Consider the following 2,297-nt stretch of genomic DNA (forward strand, 5'->3'; position numbering starts at 1 on the left):
AGAGCACGGCAGTGAGACTGCGGGGGATAAGCTTCGTAGTCGAGAGGGAAACAGCCCAGATCGCCGGCTAAGGCCCCTAAGGGTGTGCTAAGTGGAAAAGGATGTGGGATCGCGAAGACAACCAGGAGGTTGGCTTAGAAGCAGCCATCCTTGAAAGAGTGCGTAATAGCTCACTGGTCGAGTGGTTCTGCGCCGACAATGTAGTGGGGCTCAAGTACACCGCCGAAGCCGCGGCAATCACCTTTTTGGTGGTTGGGTAGGGGAGCGTCGCGTGACTGCTGTGAAGCGCTGGGGTAACCCTAGTGTGGAGTGTGCGCGAGTGAGAATGCAGGCATGAGTAGCGAATGAGGAGTGGAAAACTCCTCCGCCGAATGACTAAGGGTTCCTGGGCCAGGTTAATCCTCCCAGGGTGAGTCGGGACCTAAGGCGAGGCCGACAGGCGTAGTCGATGGATAACGGGTTGATATTCCCGTACCCGTGTGTCCGCGCCCATGGTGAATCAGGGATACTAACCCACCTGAACACGCGCCGTTTACTAGCCTTTTAGGTTGGTTGGTGTGTGTGATGCTGGGGACCTGAACTGGTAGTAGCCAAGTGATGGGGTGACGCAGGAAGGTAGCCGTGCCACGTGATGGATATCGTGGTGTAAGCGTGTGGCCTGTGTTCTAGGTAAATCCGGAGCACATATAGGGTGAGGCGTGATGCGTACCCGTTTTGGGGAAGTTGGTGATCCTATGCTGCCGAGAAAAGCCTCTAGCGATGTGGATATACGGCCCGTACCCGAAACCGACACAGGTAGTCAGGTAGAGAATACTAAGGCGATCGGGAGAACTGTGGTTAAGGAACTCGGCAAAATGCCCCCGTAACTTCGGGAGAAGGGGGGCCATGACTGGTGACCGACGTGGTTGAGCTGGTTGTGGCCGCAGAGAATAGAGGGAAGCGACTGTTTACTAAAAACACAGGTCCGTGCGAAGACGGGTAAGTCGATGTATACGGACTGACGCCTGCCCGGTGCTGGAAGGTTAAGAGGACCTGTTAGACCCCTTTTGCGGGTCGAAGCGGAGAATTTAAGCCCCAGTAAACGGCGGTGGTAACTATAACCATCCTAAGGTAGCGAAATTCCTTGTCGGGTAAGTTCCGACCTGCACGAATGGCGTAACGACTTCCCTGCTGTCTCAACCACAGACCCGGCGAAATTGCAGTACGAGTAAAGATGCTCGTTACGCGCGGCAGGACGAAAAGACCCCGGGACCTTCACTATAGCTTGGTATTGGTGTTCGGTTCGGTTTGTGTAGGATAGGTGGGAGACTGTGATACCTCAACGCCAGTTGGGGTGGAGTCGTTGTTGAAATACCACTCTGATCGTATTGGACATCTCAACCTCGGCCCGTGATCCGGGTTAGGGACAGTGCCTGGTGGGTAGTTTAACTGGGGCGGTTGCCTCCCAAAGAGTAACGGAGGCGCCCAAAGGTTCCCTCAGCCTGGTTGGCAATCAGGTGTTGAGTGTAAGTGCACAAGGGAGCTTGACTGTGAGACTGACAGGTCGAGCAGGTAGGAAACTAGGGACTAGTGATCCGGCACCGGCTTGTGGAAGCGGTGTCGCTCAACGGATAAAAGGTACCCCGGGGATAACAGGCTGATCTTCCCCAAGAGTCCATATCGACGGGATGGTTTGGCACCTCGATGTCGGCTCGTCGCATCCTGGGGCTGGAGTAGGTCCCAAGGGTTGGGCTGTTCGCCCATTAAAGCGGCACGCGAGCTGGGTTTAGAACGTCGTGAGACAGTTCGGTCTCTATCCGCCGCGCGCGTAGAAACTTGAGGAAGGCTGTCCCTAGTACGAGAGGACCGGGATGGACGTACCTCTGGTGTGCCAGTTGTCCCGCCTGGGGCATGGCTGGTTGGCTACGTACGGAAGGGATAACCGCTGAAAGCATCTAAGCGGGAAGCCTGTTCCAAGATTAGGTTTCTTTTGAGGTCCCCTATAGATGATGGGGTTGATAGGCCGGATCTGGAAGCATCGTAAGGTGTGGAGGTGACCGGTACTAATAGACCAAACATTCAACACACAAAGTGTGAATTACAGGGTTTTTGCTCGCGTCCGTTATTCAGTGTCTGGCATGACACCACCCACCTGTTGTGGTGGGGATGGGTTGTTGCCTGGTTTTTGTCGGTGGTGTTAGCGGTGGGGTCACGCCCGGTCCCATTCCGAACCCGGAAGCTAAGTCCACCAGCGCCGATGGTACTGCACTCGGGAGGGTGTGGGAGAGTAGGTCGCCGCCGGCATAATAATCTTGTTT

2 rRNA genes are annotated in these 2,297 nt (G+C 55.3%); both read left to right on the forward strand.

Going from position 1 to position 2,297, the window contains the following annotated elements:
• A 23S ribosomal RNA gene (locus tag QP995_RS10705) occupies positions 1-2,067 on the forward strand; the annotation flags it as partial.
• A gap of 99 nt (positions 2,068-2,166) precedes the next feature.
• A 5S ribosomal RNA gene (rrf, locus tag QP995_RS10710) occupies positions 2,167-2,283 on the forward strand.
• The last annotated feature ends 14 nt before the right edge of the window (positions 2,284-2,297 follow it).

The organism is Corynebacterium sp. MSK032, assembly GCF_030232065.1.
GTDB classification, from domain to species: Bacteria; Actinomycetota; Actinomycetes; order Mycobacteriales; family Mycobacteriaceae; genus Corynebacterium; species Corynebacterium jeikeium_D.